Here is a 19,739-nt window from a genome sequence, read left to right on the forward strand (position 1 = left end):
ATAATATAGAATAAGATACTTTTCATTCTATATTATTCTACATTTTATATAGCAGGAAAAGTATGAAAGTAAGAAAAGCTGTTATTCCAGCCGCCGGTTTAGGCACAAGATTTTTACCAGGGACTAAAGCTTTAGCTAAGGAAATGTTCCCAATTATTGATAAGCCGACTATCCAATTTATCGTTGAAGAAGCCCGTAAATCAGGGATTGAAGATATTTTGGTGGTTACAGGGAAGGGAAAGCGTCCAATCGAAGACCATTTCGACTCTGTCCCAGAATTAGAACAAAACTTAAAGGAAAAAGGTAAAGATGATCTGCTAGAATTGGTGCAACAAACGACGGACATCAACCTTTACTTCATTCGTCAATCCCACCCACGTGGTTTGGGAGATGCCGTTTTGATGGCTAAGGACTTCGTTGGTGACGAACCATTCGTTGTTATGCTTGGAGATGATGTGATGGAAGATAAAGTTCCTTTGACCAAGCAATTAATTGACCGTTATGACGAAACACATGCCTCAACTTTAGCGGTGATGAAGGTCCCTCATGAAGAAGTTAACAAGTATGGGGTGATTGATCCGGTTGATGAATACAAGCCAGGCTTACATGATGTGAAGAGCTTCGTAGAAAAGCCTGCTGTGGAAGATGCGCCATCTGACTTGGCGATTATTGGTCGTTATCTCTTGACGCCAGAAATCTTTGACATGTTAGAAACGCAAGAACCTGGTGCTGGTAACGAAATTCAATTAACGGATGCGATTGACCGTTTAAACAAGGTGCAACGTGTGTTCGCCCACGAATTCAAGGGGCAACGCTTTGATGTGGGCTACAAGTTTGGTTATTTGAAGACTTCTATCGAATTTGGTTTGAAGCACCCTGAAGTTAAGGATGAGTTGAAAGCTTACATCAAAGAATTAGCTCAGCAATTAGAAGGTCCAGCTGCTCCTAAGTCTGCACCTAAGGCGAACAAAGCTAAAAAATAATTTGTAAATAGATTTGAAGTATGGTAACCTAATATCTAGGTGCCAACCTCGGCCGGCATCTTCGGACGAGCCTCCAGTTCGGGAGGCAGGATGGCCGGCATACAAAAGCCTCTTTTTCTGGCAGGAACCCAGGAAAAGAGGCTTTTTCTGTTCCAATTATTAAGTTATTCCTAAAATTTCTTAAAATTGTGAAAAGAGTAACAATCATTCTTGCCTAGGTAATTTCTGATAGATATGATAAGTATATAGTTAAGTATGTGATGGCAATAAAATAACGGGAAGGAATCGGGGAAATATGCAAAAGAGTCAATATGATATTGAAATTGAAAAAATTTTAAATCGACCGTTAAGTTTGGATTATCAGGCGCAAGCCACGAGTTTAAAGGATAAGACGATTCTTTTGACGGGTGGTGCGGGTAATCTGGGGCAAACCATGTGTCAAGAATTGTGTGATTTGGGTGTTAAGCAATTAATTGTAGTTGATTGTGATTTTTTGGGGGCAGCAAAATTGCGCAAGTATGAGCAAGTTAAATATTTTCAGTATGATATTTGTCAACAATCCCAACTGGCAGATGTTTTTCAAAAGTATCAACCGCAAATTGTGATTCACGGTGCTGCGCAACTCGAGGCTCCAGTAGTTGAATTACTAAAAACTAATGTTTTTGGAACGTACTTGTTAGCGCAATTAGCGGTTTTATATGGGGCGGAAAAGTTTGTCCTATTATCGAGTAAAAAGGCGATTGCCCCCAAAGAAATGTATCCGCTTAGCAAGTCTTTAAGCGAGAGTGTGATTAACTTAATCGGTCAAGAACAAAGACAATTGAAGTGGGAGATTTTACGACTTCCCAAACTTTTAGAAACCAAATCAACAACACTTTCTTTGTACGAAAATGCCGATTTTCAAGGAAGAAAGCAGTGGATATTACACCCAGCCGTGAAAAAAGAAGTTGTCACTTTGAGAGAAGCAACGATTACATGTCTAAATTCCCTGGAAAAGGAAAGCTCAACCACTGTGCGTTGTTTAGAAGCGCGTTTTATCTTTGATAGACTTTTACTTCATCAAGGCCAAGCACCACAACGTAAATTGACATATACTGATTTGGGAATGCTATGGTGGACTATGGAAAATCGACCGACAGATTTGGAGCGGGTAGTTAAGGAGTTGTTGAAGGGGGACAAGGAATGAAACAACCACGCATTTCTTTGGTAATGGTAATCAATAATCATGCGGAAGCAGAACAGTTTTCTCGAAGTTTAGTGGCTTTACGCCAGCAAGACTATCAAAACTGGGAGTTATTGGTTTGTGTGCGTCAGACAGGATTACTAGCAAGTCTTAAAGAGAAACAGGTTAGGGTGTTTGATGTAAGCGGTTATAAAAAATTAGGGCAAATAATGAATTATGCTTTGGCGCAAAGTCAAGGACTTTATTGGGCTCAAATCAATGTTTATGAAAGACTATGTTCTTACTGGTTACTTGAACAGGTGACTTTTTTAGAGGAAAATCCGCGCTATGGTTTTGTTAGTGGGCGGGGGCAGGCATCAGTTCGGCAAGGTCAACCAGGACGTTATCACTTTTTACGGGGGAATCCTTTTGTATCGCGAACTTTGTTGTTTCGTAAAAGTTTGTTGGAAGTTATTAAAGGATATGATGAAAGTTATGATCATCCCTACCTAGTCGACTATGATTTATGTATGCGCCTTTATGCTTATGGTAGTCGCGGATACATTTTACCTACCCAAATGTTGCAAAAAGAGAGCCCAATTAAAGCGGTTTGTCCGCGAGAAGAAGCAGGACTACGCTTACGTGGATACAGTAAATTAGGAATGAGTGTGTTGGGTTTTCCCTTTGCTCTAACAACCCTAATCAAAAAATAGTGAGAAAGTAAAGCTAAAATTATCTTGTTTTTTGAGAAAGAATAGCTTAAAATTAATTTTGCGAAACATTAATTTTGGAGGAAAATGCTGTATGTTTAAGGAATTTAAAGAGTTTATTGCACGTGGAAATGTAATGGACTTAGCTGTTGGGGTTATCATCGGGGGTGCGTTTACGGCAATTGTTAACGCCTTAGTCAACTACTTGATTAACCCATTAATTGGGATTTTCATTGGAAGTATTGACTTTTCGGACTTTGTTTTCAAGGTAGGGGACGCTACTTTTAAGGTTGGTTCCTTCTTAAACGCTGTCATTAACTTCTTGATTATTGCCTTTGTGGTCTTCTTGTTGATGAAGGGAATTAACAAGTTAATGCCAAAGAAAGAAGAAGTAGCTGAAGAAGAGCCAGTTGATCCACAAATTGAAGTTTTAGAAGAAATTCGTGACTTATTAAAGAAGCAAAATTAAGATTTAAAATCCATCATACGGTGGATTTTATTTTTTTGCTTGTTATGTGGCGAATATAAGCGTAGCGTCAACAAAAAAACATGAGTCCGGTTAAGGCCCGAACCCATGCTTTAGTTGCTAAAAATATTTTATTTTAACGGTCAGCTTTTTTAGTAATGTAGTTTTGGGCAACCAATAATTCAGCAGACTCAACTGCGCCACCAGCAGCGCCTCGTAAAGTATTGTGGGATAAACCAACAAATTTCCAGTCATAAACACTATCAGTCCGCAAACGTCCAATGGAAACGCCCATCCCATTTTCGTAGTTAACGTCAAGAGCGACCTGAGGGCGGTTATCTTCTTCGAGGTATTGAATAAAGTTCTTAGGAGCGCTTGGTAAGTTGAGTTTTTGTGGTAATCCCTTGTAGTCACGTAAAGCTTGTACCAAGTCTTCTTTACTTGGAGTTTGGCGGAATTTAACAAAAGCGGTCGCTGTGTGCCCATATAAAATTGGTACGCGGATACATTGACTTGTAATCACCATATCGTCACTAGGAACAATTTCCCCTTTTTCGCGGTCAACGTGTCCCCAAATTCGTAATGGTTCCTTTTCAGACTTTTCTTCTTCCCCCGCAATGTAAGGGATGATGTTTCCTTGCATTTCTGGCCAAGAATCAAAGTTCTTCCCGGCCCCAGAGATAGCTTGATAAGTAGAAGCAATTACTTCATATGGTTCGAACTTCTTCCAGGCCGAAAGAGCAGGGGCGTAAGATTGGATAGAACAGTTAGGTTTCACAGCGATAAATCCATATTTAGTACCTAAACGTTTCTTTTGGAAATCAATAACTTCGAAGTGTTCGGGGTTAATTTCAGGCACAACCATGGGAACATCTGGTGTCCAGCGGTGTGCAGAATTATTAGAAACAACAGGCGTTTCTGTCTTAGCGTAGGCTTCTTCGATAGCTTTGATTTCATCTTTAGACATGCTAACGGCAGAAAAGACGAAATCTACTTGACTAGCAATTTTGTCAATTTCATTAACATCTAAGATAACCTTGTCGGCGACATCATCTGGGACAGGTGTATCCATCATCCAGCGACCAGCAACAGCTTGAGCGTAAGTTTTACCTGCACTACGAGGACTAGCAGCGACCACCGTGGTTTCAAACCAAGGGTGATTCTCTAATAAAGTGATGAAACGTTGACCAACCATCCCGGTGGCTCCTAAAATACCGACTTTGAGCTTTGCTTCCATGTAAGTCACTCCTAATTAATGATAAAGTAATAATTAATCATATTTTAATTTAAAAGTAAAAAAATTACAAGTTGAAAACTTTGAAAATTAAAATGAAAAAAGTTCCCTAAAGTCTTGACGAAAGAAAGGGGGTTTGATATGATAATAACGTTGTATTTGTGCATGTCACACTGCAACCGCACGCTTCAAGTACCCTAAGTATTTCAAGAATGAAATCACTTGTTTGCGGCGAGTCTAAGTAAATTATAAGGAGGTGCACATGATGTACGCAATTATCAAAACTGGTGGAAAGCAATTAAAGGTAGAAGCAGGTCAAACTATCTACGTTGAAAAGTTGGCTGCTGAAGCTGGTGAAACAGTTACTTTTGACCAAGTTGTCTTTGTTGGTGGTGAAAAAACTGTTATCGGTAAGCCTTTAGTTGAAGGTGCTACTGTAACTGGTACAGTTGAAAAGCAAGGTCGTGGCAAGAAGGTTGTTACCTTCAAGTACAAGCCAAAGAAGCACTCTCACACAAAGAAGGGTCACCGTCAACCTTACACTAAGGTTGTTATCGACGCCATCAACGCCTAATCACACATGATTAAAGCGCACATGACGTACGGAACTGGTAATCGAATTACTGGTTTTGAGCTCACTGGACATGCCGGTTACGGTATTGAAGGTGAAGATATTGTCTGTGCAGCAGTTTCGGTTTTAACGATTTCGACCGTTAATTCTTTGGAGCAGCTTGCTAAGGTGGAGCTGGATATCGATGAACGCCCCCTCGAAGGTGGTTATTTGAGAGTCGAGCTGAAAACAGACAATGATGAAGCGCAATTATTACTGGCCAGTCTACGCTTAGGCTTGGCGGATATTGCGCAACAATATCGCAAATATATAAGATTTAAAGATTAACCTGAGGAGGTGCAATCCGCTATGTTAATGAACTTACAATACTTCGCCCACAAAAAGGGTGGTGGTTCTACTTCTAACGGTCGTGACTCACGTTCTAAGCGTTTAGGTGCTAAGCGTGCAGACGGTCAAACTGTTACAGGTGGTTCAATCCTTTACCGTCAACGTGGTACTAAGATTTATCCTGGTGTTAACGTTGGTATGGGTGGCGACAACACTTTATTTGCTAAGGTTGCCGGCGTTGTTAAATTCGAACGCAAAGGTCGCGACAAGAAGCAAGTTTCTGTATACCCTGTAGATGCAGAATAATATTTAGCGTAAAGGCTGTGAATAATAGCTGAAGCGTTATTGAATAGTGAAAATTTCATTGGTTCAATGGAATTTTCACTATTTTTTTGTGCTTTATATTCAAACTTTTAACGTATTTTTGAAATTTTCTTAAGCATTTTGAATTACAACTTTTTTTCTAGCTTTAATAAGGAATGATTCCAATAATCGGGATTATTCCTTATTTTTTTAGTGAAAAAGTTAAAGGTGTGGATTTTTAGTTAAGGTAGGGTAAAAATTATTGTTTAAAATATCAAGGCAATATAGGATGAAAGAGTAGTCGATAGATAGACACGAAGTAATTTTTTAGGAGGGGTTATGACAACTAGTGAAGTTAGAGCGCTGTTGGTGGAGTTGTTGGGAGGTAAGACCGAAGATTTTCAAGATGTAGTTGCTTGGTCTGGGGGGATGACGAATCAGTCTTTTCTTTTTACATGGCACAGTAAGCGCTATATCCTGCGGGTGCCGGGAAGTTTAGGCCGACAGGAGCAGGAAGTTAAAGTTTACCAAACACTAAAAGATTTACAGATTTGCGAACCGGTTATTTATTGGCAACATGGGTATAAAATTGCGGAATTCATTCCTGGGGCGCGTAATTGTCAAGCTGATAATTGGGAAGAAGTTAGTGCTTGTATAGGACTGCTAAAGCAGGTACATCAGAGTAATCTAAAAGTGACTTGGGGGGTTGACTTATATCAAGAGATTAATTTCTATGAGACTCTTATGAGGGAGAATCCTTACCCTGATTATGTAGCAACCAAGCAACGGGTCTGGGGCTTACGAGATTTGATTCAGCAGTATCAAAAACCAGCAGTCTTGTGTCATTTGGATGCTCATCCCGATAATTTTGTGCTTGGTAAGCGCTGGTATTTAATTGACTGGGAGTATGCGGCCATGCAAGACCCCGATTTAGATCTGGCCATGTTTGCTTTATATGCGGGTTATGATTTAGCGATGATTAATGCCTTGATTGCTACTTATTACCCAGAAGGTTGTGCACGGGAAGTGCGTTGGAAGATTTATGCTTATCTAGCGACTGCTGGTCTTTTATGGAGTAATTGGGCGGTGGCTTCAGGGCAAGACTTAGGTGAGTATGGTCAGCGTCAATATCGCTATGCCCAGGAATATAGTCAGTTAGTCACTGATATTTTAGAAAGGAAGATAAAATGCCAAGAGTAAAAAAAGCGATTATTATGGCTGGAGGGAAGGGGACGCGGTTAGCGCCCTTAACCTTTGTGACGCCCAAACCTTTGGTTAAAGTTCGTGGTCAAGCCATGGTGGAGACAACAATTGAAGCTTTGTTAACCAATGGGATTCAAGATATCGTTGTAGTTACAGGACATTTAGCAGAAGCATTTGCTGATTTACCCAGACGTTATCCGCAAGTGAAGCTAGTGCATAATCCAGATTATGGGCGAACCAATAATATTTCTTCTCTATATTGCGTGCGGGAGTTTTTGGATTGTGATTTGATGATTTTAGATGGCGACCAGCTAATTTGTGCCCCGCGAGTTTTACATGCCGATTTTGATGTATCGGGTTATACTTGTGCGGCAACGGATGCTCAAAATGAGTGGTTCTTACAGCTCGATAGTCAGCAACAAGTACAGTTTTGTTCCAAGCAGCCGTGTTTTAGAGGGCAACGTTTGTATTCAATTTCGCGTTGGACGAAGGCTGATGCGAAAAAATTAGCAGCACATTTGGAAGAAGACTTTAATCAGCGGGGTCTTGACCAAATTTATTGGGATGACATAGTGCTGTTTAATCATTTTACGGATTATCAGTTGCGTGGGTATCCAATTAACGGTACAGAGGTGCTGGAAATTGATAATTTTGAGCAGTTGTGTCAAGTTGACCCACGTTATCGGAGACAAGATGATGTTCGAGAAGCTTAAAAAGTTAGACGGTTTTGCTAGTCTGGTACCGCTACTTAGTATGAGTGTTTTAGGGGGGCTTCTTTGGTGGAAACCACAGGAAGCGCAAACTATGATGCAACAATTACGAGCAGGACTAAGTCAGTACTTTTCCTGGTTTTATCTTGCGTTAGGTTTGGTGACTTTGTTAGCTACGACTTATGTAGCCTTCTCCAGGTATGGTCGGATTCGTCTGGGAGGGGGCCAGCCAGTTTATTCTAATGTAAAGTGGGGCATGATGATTTTTACGGCTACCATGTCGGCGGACCTAATCTTTTATGCTCTGACGGAGTGGGCAATGTATGCGGCTGAAGGAGGGATTGAGGGATCCTTAAAATTATGGAGTTTAACCTATTCTTTCTTTCATTGGGGACCGATTGCCTGGAGTTTTTATTTATCTTTAGCAGTAGCCTTTGGTTTTATGTTGCATGTGCGTCAGCGTCCACGCCAACAATTTGCTGAGGCCTTACGACCTTTGTTGGGAGATTTAGTAGATGGTTGGGTTGGACGCGGAGTAAACTTGTTGGCGATTTTTGCCCTGCTAGCAGGAAGTGCCACTACTTTTTCGGTTTCTTTACCCTTACTGGCACACCTCTTGGGACAAGCCATAGGTTGGGAGAATGAAGCCCTGATAGCAGTGGGGTTATTGTTAGTGGTGGCCTTGCTATATACAACCGCAGTACTTTTGGGAATGGGTGCGGTGACGCGCTTAGCAACGCTATGTGCGAGCTTATTGGGCTTGTTATTGGTCAGTGTTTTCTTAGGTGGTGGCGCCGGAAAGTTTATGGTGAGCAATAGTTGGGCTGCAGGTGCTAATGTTTTGTGGAATTTTTTCCCCCTAGCCTTGGGTAAGCATTCTGATATGACCGCGTATTACTGGTCTTATTGGATGGTTTGGTGTACGGCAACCCCGTTCTTTATTGCAACGATTAGTCGGGGACGGACTTTACGGCAAGTAATTTTAGGTGGCTATAGTTGGGGGTTGGCCGGTACGGGGATGGCCTTTGGTATTTTGGGAAATTATGGTTTGTATCATTTTGGGGAAGCGAATCTTAAGGCGGACCACTTAGCTCTAGCGCAGGCGACTTTAGCGCGTTTCCCTCTAAGTGACCTTTTGACTCTAATATTAGGGCTGACCATGATTGGAATGTATGCAACGGTTTTTGAATCGTTGACCTTAGTGGTGGCGCGCTATTCTTACCGCCACCTAGCGGAGGGGTGCTTACCGTCTAAGCAGGTTCAAGTCTTTTGGGCCATCACCTTGATGATTTTACCTTTAGCGCTACTATTTATGCAACAGTCGGTATATAGTTTACAATCCCTAGCCATGTTGATGGCTTTGCCGATAGGAGGGGTAATTTTATTGATTATGCTGAGCTTTTTCAAGGATGCGCGCGCTTATCTTAGAGAGGAGCAAGATGATGAAAGAAAAGATTATCATTGATTTAAAATTTTTGCAACAACGCACTTGTTATCACCGATTAAAACGTATCTTTGATGTGTTCGTTAGTTCGCTAGCCCTATTGGTTTTATGGCCAGTATTTTTAGTGATTGGGATATTGATTAAATTAGAAGATGGTGGCCAGGTAATTTTTAGCCAAGAGCGGGTAGGTAAAAATGGGCAGGTTTTTAAAATGTATAAATTTCGTTCCATGCACATGGATGCTGAAACTCGCCTAGCTACTTTGCTAGCGCAAAACGAGGTGGAAGGTCCGATGTTTAAAATGAAAAATGATCCGCGGGTGACACGCATTGGGAGGTTTTTACGCAAAACGAGTTTGGATGAATTCCCACAGTTAATCAATGTTTGCTTGGGGCAGATGAGTTTAGTTGGTCCACGTCCCCCTTTAGTTCGTGAAGTTGCTCAATATACCCCCTATGATAAACAGCGTTTGTTAGTTACGCCGGGTTGTACGGGTTGGTGGCAGGTTACGGCTCGTAATCATACTGGTTTTACCGGGATGGTTAAACGGGATTTAGAATATATTCAAAAAGCTAATTTATGGCTGGATTTAAAAATTATTTGTCTGACAGTCAAAGTAGTATTAGTTCCTAATGGGGCTTATTGAAAGGAGTTTGAAAATGAAAGTTTGTCTAGTTGGTTCTTCAGGAGGACATTTAACTCATTTGTACATGTTAAAACCCTTTTGGCAGAAGCATGAACGCCTGTGGGTAACCTTTGATAAAGCTGATGCGCGCAGTTTACTGCAAGATGAAAAAGTAACGCCTTGTTACTACCCGACGAATCGTTCGCTAAAGGCCCTAATCAAAAATAGTTTTCTAGCGTGGCGTGTTTTACGGCGTGAAAAGCCAGACTTGATTATTTCAACCGGAGCGGCGGTAGCGGTGCCTTTCTTTGTTTTAGGTAAATTGCTGGGTGCTAAAAGTATTTACGTTGAAGTCTTTGACCGCATAGATCAACCAACTTTAACGGGACGCTTGGTTTATCCACTTGCGGATCAAATTGTGGTGCAGTGGGAAGAAATGAAGCAAGTCTACCCCAAGGCGACCAATTTAGGGAGTGTGTTTTAAGATGATTTTTGTAACGGTAGGAACGCATGAGCAACAGTTTAATCGCTTATTAGCTACTGTAGATAATTTAAAGGCTCAAGGCATGTTAAAAGATGAGGTCGTGATGCAGACAGGCTTTTCAACTTATGAGCCGAAACACTGTCAATGGCAAGCCTTATTTCCTTATCAAGAGATGCAGTCCCTGATACAAAAAGCCCGCATCGTGATTACTCACGGGGGACCATCGTCTTTCATGCAGGTGTTAAAGGCTGGTAAGATTCCCGTGGTGGTACCACGTTTGGCATGTTATCGCGAGCATGTTAACGACCATCAACTAGCTTTTGCGCGGGCGGTGCAGACCCGCTATCAAAATTTATTATTGGTGGAAGCTATGCCAGAGTTAGCGCCAGTGTTAGCGAATTATGAAACGCAGGTGGCGGATTTATCAACGTTGGTTGTCGGAAATAATCAACGTTTTAACCAAAAATTTGAAAAGTTAGTGTGGCGTTTAATGGAAGGAGAGGTTAGATGACCGCAATTGCAGCTGGGGTAGTAGTTTATAATCCAGGTGAAAGTCCCCGTTTTCAAACGGCTTTTGCCAGTGTGATGGCTAATTTTGAGCGAATTTATGTGTTTGATAATAGTTCTCAACCAGTAAAGTTACCAGCTGGGGATGGAAAGATTGTCTATTTGACGGCGAGGGAAAATGTGGGCATTGCCCGAGCCTTAAATCAAATCATGTTGGCAGCCAAACGGGACGGTTATGACTGGGTAGTAACTTTGGATCAGGATTCGGTAGTACCAGCTAAACTAGCCATGGTTTTAGCGCAGAATTTAACTGATACGAAGCTAGCGATTGTATGTCCGCAGGTGGTGGATTACCGTCGCCAATATCAAACGGTGGTGACTAGTCCGGCGAGCGAATTTGTTGAGCGGGCGATAACTTCAGGGAGTTGTACTTCCGTGGCCGCCTGGGAGAAAGTTGGTGGTTTTGATGAATGGATGTTTATTGATTTAGTTGATAATGAGTTTTGTAAGCGCCTTAATTTAGCTGGGTACCGCATTTTACAACTTAACAAAGTGATTTTAGACCAAGAGTATGGTGAAATTCAAGCCAAGAATGTCATGGTTCAACGCTTTTGGCAAGGAGTAGCCCAACTACTTGATAATCAGAATTTTGCTAAGTTGGGTTACCGAAAAGCAGTTAATCCTGTAAGAGTTTACTACTGTAATCGCAATGTGATTTATGTTAACCGTAAGTTTAAAGGCCAGGGGATGATTGGTTATGATAGTTTTGGAGCTAAATCTTATGCTGGCTTTTGGCTAACGTTTAATTTAGCTAGTTTTTTACGGGCTCAAGATAAGTTATCGGTTATTAAAGCTATAATTAAAGGCCGACGAGACGGGAGAAAGCAAGCGGTTTTACCCTGGCATACAGAAAGGAAGAGACGGGCGTGAAAAAAATTTTAATTATTAATACGGCTGGCTTGGGGGTTGGTGGGATTACTCAGCATATGTTGAACTATCTCGAAGCTTTGAAACAAAAAGGGGTGGCATTAGAGATTACTGTGGGTATCACGGGGGTAAGGGAGGCAACGGTTTTAAATCAATTACGGGGCTTAGGCTGTAATTTACATTTTTTACCGCATCGCCAAAAAGCCTTGGGATCATATCTTAGAGCTTTGCGTCGCTTATTAAAGTCCGAAAACTTTGAGGTTTTACATGTCCATGGCAATAGTAGCACCATGGCTTTGGAACTAAACTTAGCTAAGTTTTATGGTGTGCCGATTCGGATTGCTCACAGTCATAATTCACGTTGTAGTCAACGCTTGGGCCATTGGTTGTTAAGTCCTATTTTTAGGTCGAGTTATACACAAGCTGTGGCGTGTTCGGAGTTAGCGGGACGTTGGTTGTTTGGGCCGAGAAGATTTAGCGTATTACCTAATGCCATTGATATCGAGCGCTATCGTTTTGACGTGGCTAAACGTAAGGAACGTCGCTTAGCATTAGGTGTTGCAGAGGATACTTTTTTACTGGGACATGTGGGAAATTTTAATGAGCAGAAAAATCAAGCCTTCTTGCTAGAAATTTTAAAGCAGTTACGAACTGCGGGCGTTAAAGCACAGTTACTTTTATTAGGGCAAGGTAAACAGTTAGCGAAAGTTAAGGCTCAAGCCTATGCTCTAGGCTTGGCTGACGAGGTATACTTCTTAGGTTTAAGCAACGAAGTGCCTGCTTGGTTACAAGCGATGGATGCTTTTGTTTTGCCATCTAAGTGGGAGGGGTTTGGGATGGTTTTATTAGAAGCGCAAGTCGCAGGCTTGCCGACCTTGGCTTCCGACCAAGCACCTAAAGATGTTCAAGTTAGTTCACAACTAATATATCTACCTTTAGACGCGGGGGCTAAACGTTGGAGTGAGCAGTTACTAGCATTAGGTCGCATGCGAGTCCAACCCGATCGGCGGCTAGAACGTTATCGCTTGACGGCATGTTTGGAGCAACTTCAAGCCCTTTACGGGATTTAAGGAGCACAAAATGACGTATTTTGGTTTTGTCTGGATGCTACTCTTGTTTTTGGCCTGTTTGCTTGTTTTTTTAAGTAATCAAATTGAATATTTAGTGACCTTAGTGATTGTAGCGGGGACCTTACAAAGTACCAACTTTTGGGAATTTGATGGTTTGGTGGTGGGGGCGCAGGTTTTAACTTCTTTGCTTTTTGGAGGCGTGATGTTTCTAATGGTGGGAGCTAGGAAACTAATTTTAGGCAAGTTTCCTTTAGAAACTCAGCCTTGGCGGACGCGGTTATGGGTTTTAATGATGCTAGGCTATATTATTTGTTTATCCTTTTTACAAGGTACTTTTGGGACTAACGCCTTAAAAATTTGGCAATTAGCGAGCTATATCATCTGTTTTTACTACATGTATGTGGCTGGTAAGTTAATTCCGGCAGGTTATCTCTTACGCTTAGTGCGGGGGGTGACGATTTATATCCTGGTGGTTGGTTTTTTACAGTTGTTAATGTCGGTGCATGTGTTGCCAAAATTTATGCTAATTAGTGAATTTTTTTGGAATGATGGCAAGGTACCTAGTATTGATGATGGTAATTTATCTTATATCGTTAAATTCTGGACTCCAGAAATTTATTTCCGCCTTTTTGCGACCTTTATGGAACCATCTTATTTTGCTAGTTTTGCAGTGGGAGCCTTCTTTTTCTTTTTGAGCCAACCTAAAACTTGGGGTAACCTAGCAATTTTAGGGTTCTTACTACTTGAGATTGGCTTGTCCATGTCCTCGACAGCTTATGGAGCCTTAATGGTGACAGGTCTCTTTTACATTTTATTAGCTCAAAAAGGTAGTAGCAGTTTAGGACTTTTGCTTGGTGGCGGCGCAGTGGGGATAGCCATGTATTTTGCTTGTTACGGGGTCTTAGATCGCGTTTTGTTTTCCAAGTTGGCAGGAGGTTCAGCAAATTCACGCTTAAATTGGAATGCAGAAGCCTATCGGACTTTTTTAGGGTCACCAGTCTTTGGAATTGGTTATAAGGAAAAACGAGCCAATGATATCTGGCACACCTTGCTAGCCGAACAAGGAATCTGTGGGTTAGTAATTTATGTGGGTTTTATCCTAAGCTTAGTGGCTCCATTATTTAAGCCACGAAATATGTATAGTAGGGATTATTTGAGCGCAGTTTGGGCAGTACTAGGTTGTGTAGTCACTTTATCGATTGCCGTGCCAGATTTAGACTTAGGAGTTTTCTGGATGTGGCTGAATATTTTAGCGCTCGCGCGGGGACGTCAGCAGGTTTTACGTCAAACTTATGAGGAGGAAAAATGTGATTTCAATTATTGTGCCAGTCTATAATGTTGCGGAATATCTCAGTCGTTGTGTAGCTTCTGTATTAAAGCAAAGCTACAAGGATTGGGAATTAATTTTAATTAATGATGGTTCTACCGACCAATCGGGGACTTTGTGCCAACAATATGCCCAAAGTGATGTTAGAATTCGAGCTCTTCACCAGGAAAACCAGGGACAAGCCGTGGCGCGCAATGCAGGTCTTGAAGCTGCACAAGGTGAGTACCTAGCTTTTTGTGATGCCGATGATTGGTTGACGCCGGATTTTTTGACGCAAGGCTTGGCAGCTTTATTAGAGTCAAAGGCTGATTTGGTGACAGCAAATTACTACCATTATCATCATAATGGGCAGATTAAACCAGTTTTTAGCATGAGCGGGCCGGAGGGGGTCTTTGATAATCGGCAAGCAATGAAATTTTTACTAGCGAATGAAGGAACCTCATCTTCGGTGGGGGCACGGATTTATCGTCGGGAACTTTTTGAAGGGCTACGCTTTATACCAGGACGACTGTTTGAAGATGCAGCCATAAGTCATCGGTTGTTCCAACGTGCAAAGCAGGTGGCCTTTTTGCGCCAGCCAATGATGTATTATTTGAAACGCGAAGGTTCGACTATGAGTCGCCGCGATCAGCAAATTCGTTTGGATGAACTGCAGGCCGCCTCCGAACGCTATTGGGCAGTCCGGCAGACTTATGATGATGAATTGGCAACCTTGGCTTTTGCGAGTTATCTTTACGATTTAATTCATGTTAAGGAGTGTTTTTTGCTTGAAGATTATCCTTTAACGAAATTAGCCCCTTATGAAACAATGCTCCGCACAGAACTTGCTAAGTATCGTTACCGTTTTTGGCAGTATTTACCAGGACGGAAAAAAATCGAGGCTGGATTTTTATTGTATGGAAATATCGGCTTGGTATTTGGAGTGAAATTGATGCGAAGGTGGCGAAAAAAGTGATGAAACATAGGTCAATGAGTTTAAATGCCATCTTAGGAATTGTGAAGACTTTGACGAACCTTGCTTTCCCACTACTAACTTATCCTTATATCACACGGGTTTTATCCGTGAGTAATTTAGGTAAGGTCAATTTTAGTCAGACATTAGTAAGTTATTTTGCGATTCTAGCTCAGTTTGGGATTTTGCAATTCGCGGTACGGACCGGGGCTCCTTTACGTGATCAACCTACTTCATTTAAGACTTTTGCACGGCAAGTTTTTTCTATCAATGTGATAACGACAAGTATAGCTCTAATTTTGTTAGGGCTGGTAATGATTTTACCCACACCATTAATGGCCTACCGTCCCTATGTGATAATTTTGAGTTTGACAGTGCTAAGTGTGCCTTTAGCCGTTGATTGGCTGTGCTTTATTTTTGAAGATTTTCTCTATCTTACCCTACGAACGATTTTGATTAATGTTGTGTCGATATTATTGATGTTTAGGTGGGTCAAAGACGATAGTGATGTCTTGCTTTACGTGTTCTTATTAGCATTGGTAGCTAGCGTAGGGAATTTGAGTAATTTTTTATATACCCGTAAATATGTCAAATTATCCTTGATACGGCAAACGAACTGGTCTCAGTACCGCGGATCGCTGTGGCTCTTTTTTATTACGAGTTTGACAACGATGGTGTATTTAAACGCCGATATAACTTTACTAGGACTTTTGGCTTCCAATCAGGCAGTTGGTTTATATGCAGTGGCCACCAAGGTCTATGCGGTTACAAAACAGCTCATTAACTCAGCTATTACAACTACGCTGGCACGTTTAGCTTATGTGCAAAGGCAAGATGAACAAGCTTTTAGGACTTTATTACGTCAAATCATTGCGGTAACGAGTTTTTTTGCATATCCACTAATGATGGGAATTATTTTGCTGCGACGCGAAGCTTTGTTAATCTTAGCGACACCAACTTACTTGGTGGCAGCACCGACCTTGGCTTTATTGGCGTTAGCGTTAATTTTTGGTGTGTTTGCGAATGTTTTAGGGCAGGGCTTATTGGTAGTTTTGCAGCGAGAAAAATATGTGGTTTGGGCTAGTATAGCTAGTGCCGTAGTGAATGTTTTGCTGAACTTTTGGTTAATCCCATTAGCAGGAATTGCTGGGGCTGCGCTAACAACAATTATTGCGGAAATAGTGTTGTTAGCGGTGACAGCTTATGGAGCGCGGGAATATTTACCGATAATTTTTACGCTTTCAGATCAGTTTAAAGCACTTGGTGGTTCTTTAGTGATGTTAGTGAGTGGACTTTTTTGGCAAGAATGGTTGCATTCACATTTGGTTTTAAGAGTTGTGGAAACGGTAGCTGTTGCGGGGGTAATTTATCTAGCTATTATGTGGCTTTTTAGAAGTCAAACTTTGAAAATAATGGTGGCTTATTTACGAAAGGGGCAGGGTAATGTTAAGTAAGGTGGAATTAACACGGATTCAGGCTTTACAATTAGAACTTTTAGTAGAGCTTGATCGTCTTTGTCGCCGTCATGGTCTTACTTATAGCTTGGCTTACGGGACTTTATTAGGAGCGATTCGGCATGGTGGCTTTATTCCTTGGGATGATGACGTGGACATTATGTTACCGCGGGCTGACTACGAGCGTTTGCGTCAGGTGTGTGCGCAGGAACTTGATAGTAAAAAGTATTTTTATCAAAGTCGCCAAACTGATCCGGAGTATCATTTTTTATACGATAAAATTCGGATTAATAATACCCTTTTTAAAGAAGCCGCTTTGGCACCACATGCGATTCATCATGGCCTTTATCTTGATATTTTTCCGGTAGATTTTTTACCAGAAAATTTATGGTTAAGAAGGTGGCATAGTTGGCGTTTTCAATGGCGGCGCAATGTTTTGATGGCCAAGTATTTGAATTTAAAAAGTCGTCATGGGACAAAGCGGCTAGCTGCCAGGGGGCTTCGGTGGTTATTTAAAGATTACGAACTAACGGCTTTAGCCTCTGAAGCTGAAGCGCTTGCGCGACAGAGTCCAGTTTCAGCAGTTTGTGGAATTTTAGGCTATCAAGAAGTTTTTAGCACACAAATTTTGCAGGAATGTGTGGATTGGGAGTTTGCGGGTCACAAGTTAGCGGTACCGAAGAAGTATGCAATACTTTTGAAGCAACTTTATGGTGATTATCAAACTTGGCCGACAGATAGTGAGCGCCAAACGTGTCATGATTTAGTAGCATATCAACTTTTGGGAAAGGAATGAAAAAATTGAAAGGCATTATTTTAGCAGGAGGATTAGGCAGTCGGTTATATCCTACCACACGTGGGGTCTCTAAACAGCTGATTTCTATTTATGATAAACCCATGATTTATTATCCCTTGTCAACTTTGATGTTAGCTGGTATTCGTGAAATTTTGGTGATTGCGCGCTCGGAGCATTTACCGCTGTTTAAACAGCTTTTAGGGGATGGCTCTGACTGGGGGGTAAATTTGTCGTATCAGGTCCAAACTGAACCAAAGGGTTTGGCGGAAGCTTTTATTTTAGGGCGGGACTTTATCGGTAATGATCAGGTTTGTTTAGCTTTAGGGGATAACATTTACTATGGTGATGGCTTGGCTCATAAATTACAGGCGGCAGCGAAAAATCCGCTAGGAGCAACGGTTTTTGGTTATCAAGTAGACGACCCTAAGCGTTTCGGGGTGGTGGAGTTTGATGCCCAAAAGCGGGCTTTATCATTGGAAGAAAAACCACAAGAACCCAAGAGTAATTATGCTGTCACAGGCCTGTATTTTTATGATAATGAAGTGGTTGAAATTGCTTCAGACTTAACGCCTTCAGCACGCGGAGAGTTAGAAATTACGGATATTAATCGGGAGTACTTGCGACGTGGGAAGTTGGAAGTGAAACTTATGGGAAGTGGTTATTTCTGGTTAGATACTGGGACACCGGATGCGATGTTGGAGGCAGCAAGTTTTATTGCTACTATTCAAAAACGGCAAAATATCAAGGTGGCGTGCTTAGAAGAAATTGCTTACCGACAAGGTTGGATTTCTCAGGCTCAGTTATTTGCTTTGGCTCAGCCTTTAAAGAAAAATGACTATGGGCGTTACTTATTACGTCTAGCGCAAGAGGAGGTAGCGGAAAATGGCTAAATTTATGGTACACCCAACCAATTTACAAGATGTTAAGTTACTGACGCCAACGGTGCACGGGGATCAACGTGGATTTTTCAGTGAAAGTTACACGGCGCGTGATTTTAAAGAAGTCGGTATTCGCCAAGATTTTGTCCAAGATAATCACTCCTATTCACGCCAAGCCGGGGTCCTACGGGGGCTACATTTCCAAACCGGCGAGGCTGCCCAAACAAAACTAATTCGTGTGGTTACTGGAGTAGTGTATGATGTTTTAGTTGACTTACGCCAAGGTTCGCCCACCTATTTAAAAACGGAAGGCTATCTGCTTACGGGTCATAATCAGCGTCAACTTTTGGTGCCTAAGGGCTTTGCACATGGCTTTGTTACCTTGACAGATGAGGTACATTTTCTGTATAAATGTGATAACTATTACTGCAAACAAGCTGAAGGAGGGATTTCTTGGCAAACACCGGAACTGTCAGGAATTTGGCCTCTCGCTGTAGACCAGGCCCTTCTTTCGCCAAAGGATACACAACTACCGACTCTAGCGGAATTTAGACAAAACAATCCTTTTGTTTACGGGAAAATTTAGGAGGAAGCAATCTTGAAAAAATTAATGGTAACTGGTGGTGCAGGTTTTATTGGCGCAAATTTTGTACGTTATGTGATAGAAAAACATCCCGAAGTGCAAGTTACAGTGCTAGATAAGTTGACTTATGCGGGGAAACGGGAAAATTTGGCCGGTTTACCTAGTGAGCGTTTACAGTTGGTTGTGGGGGATATTGGTGACGAAAATTTAGTAGATAGGTTAGTGAAGCAAACGGATGCCGTGGTACACTTTGCAGCTGAAAGTCATAATGATAATTCGTTGCAAAATCCTAAGCCATTTATTCAGACCAATATTGTGGGGACAGCGGTCTTATTGGAAGCTTGTCGAAAGTATGACGTGCGTTACCATCATGTGTCGACGGATGAGGTTTATGGCGATTTGCCTTTGGATGGGGGCAAGTTTACCCCAGATAGTCCCTATCGCCCTTCGAGTCCTTATTCGGCCTCCAAGGCAGCGTCAGATATGTTAGTGCGAGCCTGGGTACGTTCCTTTGGTTTACGGGCGACGCTATCCAATTGTTCAAATAACTATGGGCCTTATCAGCATATTGAAAAATTTATTCCGCGCCAAATCACTAATATTTTGTGCGGAATTCGTCCTAAGTTATACGGAACCGGGCAAAATGTGCGCGATTGGATTTACGTTGATGATCATTCAGCCGCCGTGTGGCAGATTTTAACTGCTGGACGGATTGGTGAGACTTACTTAATTGGCGCTAATGGTGAAAAAAGCAATCAAGAAGTTTTAACCGCCATTCTTGAAACTATGGGCCAACCTTTAGATGCTTATGATTGGGTGCGGGATCGTCCAGGCCATGATTTACGTTACGCTATTGACGCTAGTAAATTGCAGCGTGAGTTAGGCTGGCAACCACAATATACGGACTTTCAGCAAGGCTTGCGAGCTACGATTGTTTGGTATCAGGAACATCGGGACTGGTGGAAAAAGGACAAGGCTGTGGTGGAGGCGAGGTATGCGCAGGAATTAAAGAAAGGATGAAGG

The 19,739-nt window shown here is 41.8% G+C and carries 23 protein-coding genes and 1 other annotated feature; of the genes, 22 read left to right on the forward strand and 1 reads right to left on the reverse strand.

The window, feature by feature from the left end; genetic code table 11:
* Positions 1-62 precede the first annotated feature (62 nt).
* From galU to mscL, 4 genes are all read left to right on the forward strand, one after another.
* Positions 63-983: a UTP--glucose-1-phosphate uridylyltransferase GalU gene (galU, locus tag FC36_RS10130; RefSeq protein ID WP_023858796.1), complete on the forward strand. Its 921-nt coding sequence runs from the start codon at positions 63-65 to the stop codon at positions 981-983.
* 295 nt (positions 984-1,278) lie between these two features.
* On the forward strand, positions 1,279-2,169 hold the full coding sequence (locus FC36_RS10135; RefSeq protein ID WP_025020841.1) for a polysaccharide biosynthesis protein: 891 nt from the start codon (positions 1,279-1,281) through the stop codon (positions 2,167-2,169).
* Positions 2,166-2,858: a glycosyltransferase family 2 protein gene (locus tag FC36_RS10140; protein ID WP_025020842.1), complete on the forward strand. Its 693-nt coding sequence runs from the start codon at positions 2,166-2,168 to the stop codon at positions 2,856-2,858. Before FC36_RS10135 ends, FC36_RS10140 begins: the two co-directional genes overlap by 4 nt.
* 91 nt (positions 2,859-2,949) lie before the next feature.
* On the forward strand, positions 2,950-3,324 hold the full coding sequence (gene mscL / locus FC36_RS10145; protein WP_023858799.1) for a large-conductance mechanosensitive channel protein MscL: 375 nt from the start codon (positions 2,950-2,952) through the stop codon (positions 3,322-3,324).
* Between the two features lie 133 nt (positions 3,325-3,457).
* On the opposite strand, the gene asd is transcribed toward mscL, so the two are convergent.
* Positions 3,458-4,558: an aspartate-semialdehyde dehydrogenase gene (gene asd, locus FC36_RS10150; RefSeq protein WP_025020843.1), complete on the reverse strand. Its 1,101-nt coding sequence runs from the start codon at positions 4,556-4,558 to the stop codon at positions 3,458-3,460.
* 164 nt (positions 4,559-4,722) lie between these two features.
* Positions 4,723-4,804 (forward strand) — a sequence feature (ribosomal protein L21 leader region).
* Between the two features lie 16 nt (positions 4,805-4,820).
* Here asd and rplU point away from each other — a divergent pair.
* From rplU to rfbB, 18 genes are all read left to right on the forward strand, one after another.
* A complete protein-coding gene (gene rplU / locus FC36_RS10155; RefSeq protein WP_025020844.1) occupies positions 4,821-5,129 on the forward strand; it encodes a 50S ribosomal protein L21 in 309 nt (102 codons plus the stop codon).
* A gap of 6 nt (positions 5,130-5,135) precedes the next feature.
* The gene (locus tag FC36_RS10160) at positions 5,136-5,453 is read left to right on the forward strand and encodes a ribosomal-processing cysteine protease Prp (protein ID WP_023858802.1); all 318 of its coding nucleotides are present in this window, start codon (positions 5,136-5,138) and stop codon (positions 5,451-5,453) included.
* A gap of 21 nt (positions 5,454-5,474) precedes the next feature.
* A complete protein-coding gene (gene rpmA, locus FC36_RS10165) occupies positions 5,475-5,759 on the forward strand; it encodes a 50S ribosomal protein L27 (RefSeq protein ID WP_023858803.1) in 285 nt (94 codons plus the stop codon).
* Positions 5,760-6,095: 336 nt separating this feature from the next.
* Positions 6,096-6,956 carry a phosphotransferase gene (locus FC36_RS10170; protein WP_025020845.1) on the forward strand — a complete coding sequence of 287 codons (861 nt, stop codon included), beginning with the start codon at positions 6,096-6,098 and terminating at the stop codon, positions 6,954-6,956.
* Positions 6,944-7,672, forward strand: a complete 729-nt coding sequence (locus tag FC36_RS10175; protein WP_023858805.1) for a phosphocholine cytidylyltransferase family protein — start codon at positions 6,944-6,946, stop codon at positions 7,670-7,672. Before FC36_RS10170 ends, FC36_RS10175 begins: the two co-directional genes overlap by 13 nt.
* A complete protein-coding gene (locus FC36_RS10180) occupies positions 7,656-9,134 on the forward strand; it encodes a BCCT family transporter (RefSeq protein ID WP_056986901.1) in 1,479 nt (492 codons plus the stop codon). Before FC36_RS10175 ends, FC36_RS10180 begins: the two co-directional genes overlap by 17 nt.
* Positions 9,109-9,759 (forward strand): sugar transferase, encoded by a 651-nt coding sequence (locus FC36_RS10185; RefSeq protein ID WP_420323911.1) that lies wholly within the window; start codon positions 9,109-9,111, stop codon positions 9,757-9,759. The genes FC36_RS10180 and FC36_RS10185 overlap by 26 nt, the downstream gene beginning before the upstream one ends.
* Positions 9,760-9,772: 13 nt before the next feature.
* A complete protein-coding gene (gene pssD, locus FC36_RS10190; RefSeq protein ID WP_025020846.1) occupies positions 9,773-10,222 on the forward strand; it encodes a PssD/Cps14F family polysaccharide biosynthesis glycosyltransferase in 450 nt (149 codons plus the stop codon).
* A gap of 1 nt (position 10,223) precedes the next feature.
* On the forward strand, positions 10,224-10,733 hold the full coding sequence (locus FC36_RS10195; RefSeq protein ID WP_025020847.1) for a glycosyltransferase: 510 nt from the start codon (positions 10,224-10,226) through the stop codon (positions 10,731-10,733).
* Positions 10,730-11,659, forward strand: coding sequence for a glycosyltransferase (locus tag FC36_RS10200; RefSeq protein ID WP_056986903.1), 930 nt, complete (start codon positions 10,730-10,732; stop codon positions 11,657-11,659). The genes FC36_RS10195 and FC36_RS10200 overlap by 4 nt, the downstream gene beginning before the upstream one ends.
* The gene (locus FC36_RS10205; RefSeq protein ID WP_056986906.1) at positions 11,656-12,726 is read left to right on the forward strand and encodes a glycosyltransferase; all 1,071 of its coding nucleotides are present in this window, start codon (positions 11,656-11,658) and stop codon (positions 12,724-12,726) included. Before FC36_RS10200 ends, FC36_RS10205 begins: the two co-directional genes overlap by 4 nt.
* A 10-nt stretch (positions 12,727-12,736) precedes the next feature.
* Complete coding sequence (locus FC36_RS10210) at positions 12,737-14,062, forward strand: O-antigen ligase family protein (protein ID WP_056986908.1); 1,326 nt, start codon at positions 12,737-12,739, stop codon at positions 14,060-14,062.
* A complete protein-coding gene (locus tag FC36_RS10215; protein WP_025020849.1) occupies positions 14,034-15,008 on the forward strand; it encodes a glycosyltransferase family 2 protein in 975 nt (324 codons plus the stop codon). The genes FC36_RS10210 and FC36_RS10215 overlap by 29 nt, the downstream gene beginning before the upstream one ends.
* On the forward strand, positions 15,008-16,459 hold the full coding sequence (locus FC36_RS10220) for an oligosaccharide flippase family protein (RefSeq protein ID WP_025020850.1): 1,452 nt from the start codon (positions 15,008-15,010) through the stop codon (positions 16,457-16,459). Before FC36_RS10215 ends, FC36_RS10220 begins: the two co-directional genes overlap by 1 nt.
* Complete coding sequence (locus tag FC36_RS10225; protein ID WP_025020851.1) at positions 16,449-17,255, forward strand: LicD family protein; 807 nt, start codon at positions 16,449-16,451, stop codon at positions 17,253-17,255. The genes FC36_RS10220 and FC36_RS10225 overlap by 11 nt, the downstream gene beginning before the upstream one ends.
* 5 nt (positions 17,256-17,260) lie before the next feature.
* On the forward strand, positions 17,261-18,145 hold the full coding sequence (gene rfbA, locus FC36_RS10230; RefSeq protein ID WP_025020852.1) for a glucose-1-phosphate thymidylyltransferase RfbA: 885 nt from the start codon (positions 17,261-17,263) through the stop codon (positions 18,143-18,145).
* Positions 18,138-18,719, forward strand: coding sequence for a dTDP-4-dehydrorhamnose 3,5-epimerase (gene rfbC / locus FC36_RS10235; RefSeq protein WP_056986910.1), 582 nt, complete (start codon positions 18,138-18,140; stop codon positions 18,717-18,719). Before rfbA ends, rfbC begins: the two co-directional genes overlap by 8 nt.
* A gap of 12 nt (positions 18,720-18,731) precedes the next feature.
* On the forward strand, positions 18,732-19,736 hold the full coding sequence (rfbB, locus tag FC36_RS10240; RefSeq protein ID WP_305068730.1) for a dTDP-glucose 4,6-dehydratase: 1,005 nt from the start codon (positions 18,732-18,734) through the stop codon (positions 19,734-19,736).
* The last annotated feature ends 3 nt before the right edge of the window (positions 19,737-19,739 follow it).

Origin of the sequence: Ligilactobacillus equi DSM 15833 = JCM 10991, assembly GCF_001435735.1 — a bacterium.
Classification (GTDB): domain Bacteria; phylum Bacillota; class Bacilli; order Lactobacillales; family Lactobacillaceae; genus Ligilactobacillus; species Ligilactobacillus equi.

What these genes read in the sequence shown, in the direction of transcription:
- FC36_RS10170 (WP_025020845.1), top strand. Translation starts at nt 6,096, where the DNA reads ATGACAACTAGTGAAGTTAGAGCGCTGTTGGTGGAGTTGTTGGGAGGT.
- rfbC (WP_056986910.1), top strand. Translation starts at nt 18,138, where the DNA reads ATGGCTAAATTTATGGTACACCCAACCAATTTACAAGATGTTAAGTTA.
- FC36_RS10200 (WP_056986903.1), top strand. Translation starts at nt 10,730, where the DNA reads ATGACCGCAATTGCAGCTGGGGTAGTAGTTTATAATCCAGGTGAAAGT.
- asd (WP_025020843.1), bottom strand. Translation starts at nt 4,558, where the DNA reads ATGGAAGCAAAGCTCAAAGTCGGTATTTTAGGAGCCACCGGGATGGTT.
- FC36_RS10175 (WP_023858805.1), top strand. Translation starts at nt 6,944, where the DNA reads ATGCCAAGAGTAAAAAAAGCGATTATTATGGCTGGAGGGAAGGGGACG.
- FC36_RS10185 (WP_420323911.1), top strand. Translation starts at nt 9,109, where the DNA reads ATGATGAAAGAAAAGATTATCATTGATTTAAAATTTTTGCAACAACGC.
- FC36_RS10195 (WP_025020847.1), top strand. Translation starts at nt 10,224, where the DNA reads ATGATTTTTGTAACGGTAGGAACGCATGAGCAACAGTTTAATCGCTTA.
- rplU (WP_025020844.1), top strand. Translation starts at nt 4,821, where the DNA reads ATGTACGCAATTATCAAAACTGGTGGAAAGCAATTAAAGGTAGAAGCA.
- pssD (WP_025020846.1), top strand. Translation starts at nt 9,773, where the DNA reads ATGAAAGTTTGTCTAGTTGGTTCTTCAGGAGGACATTTAACTCATTTG.
- rpmA (WP_023858803.1), top strand. Translation starts at nt 5,475, where the DNA reads ATGTTAATGAACTTACAATACTTCGCCCACAAAAAGGGTGGTGGTTCT.
- FC36_RS10220 (WP_025020850.1), top strand. Translation starts at nt 15,008, where the DNA reads ATGAAACATAGGTCAATGAGTTTAAATGCCATCTTAGGAATTGTGAAG.
- mscL (WP_023858799.1), top strand. Translation starts at nt 2,950, where the DNA reads ATGTTTAAGGAATTTAAAGAGTTTATTGCACGTGGAAATGTAATGGAC.
- FC36_RS10140 (WP_025020842.1), top strand. Translation starts at nt 2,166, where the DNA reads ATGAAACAACCACGCATTTCTTTGGTAATGGTAATCAATAATCATGCG.
- FC36_RS10180 (WP_056986901.1), top strand. Translation starts at nt 7,656, where the DNA reads ATGTTCGAGAAGCTTAAAAAGTTAGACGGTTTTGCTAGTCTGGTACCG.
- FC36_RS10160 (WP_023858802.1), top strand. Translation starts at nt 5,136, where the DNA reads ATGATTAAAGCGCACATGACGTACGGAACTGGTAATCGAATTACTGGT.
- galU (WP_023858796.1), top strand. Translation starts at nt 63, where the DNA reads ATGAAAGTAAGAAAAGCTGTTATTCCAGCCGCCGGTTTAGGCACAAGA.
- FC36_RS10210 (WP_056986908.1), top strand. Translation starts at nt 12,737, where the DNA reads ATGACGTATTTTGGTTTTGTCTGGATGCTACTCTTGTTTTTGGCCTGT.
- FC36_RS10225 (WP_025020851.1), top strand. Translation starts at nt 16,449, where the DNA reads ATGTTAAGTAAGGTGGAATTAACACGGATTCAGGCTTTACAATTAGAA.
- FC36_RS10135 (WP_025020841.1), top strand. Translation starts at nt 1,279, where the DNA reads ATGCAAAAGAGTCAATATGATATTGAAATTGAAAAAATTTTAAATCGA.